The sequence below is a fragment of the Lysobacter sp. TAB13 genome, assembly GCF_052113885.1.
Classification (GTDB): Bacteria; Pseudomonadota; Gammaproteobacteria; order Xanthomonadales; family Xanthomonadaceae; genus Lysobacter; species Lysobacter gummosus.
This window is the reverse complement of record NZ_JBFRDR010000411.1, coordinates 1-359: the sequence shown is the minus strand read 5'-3', so window position 1 is coordinate 359 and position 359 is coordinate 1. Positions and strand designations below refer to the sequence as shown.

General features: G+C 66.8%; 1 protein-coding gene. It reads right to left on the bottom strand.

The features are described from left to right. A partial coding sequence (locus AB4Y92_RS26745; protein WP_441822371.1) for a calcium-binding protein occupies positions 1–359 on the bottom strand: 359 nt, incomplete at both ends.

Below are 359 nucleotides of genomic sequence, written 5' to 3'. Positions count from 1 at the left end.
GTCGTTGCCCTTGCCGCCGATGATGATGTCATCGCCGGCATCGCCGTAGATGACGTCGTCGCCATCCTCGCCGAAGAGCYGGTCGTTGCCGCCGCCGCCATAGATCGTGTCGTTGCCGGTGCCGCCATAGACGATGTCGTTGCCGCGGCCGGCATAGATCAGGTCATGGCCGGCGCCGCCGCGGATGAAGTCGTTGCCGGCGCCGCCATGCAGGATGTCCGAGCCGCCGCGGCCATCGATCCCGTCGTTGCCGTCGCGGCCGTCGATCAGGTCGGCGCATTCGGTCCCGGTCAGGCTGTCATCGCCTGACGTGCCGTTGATCTCGGTGAACTCGACGACACTGAAGAACGCGGTCTGGG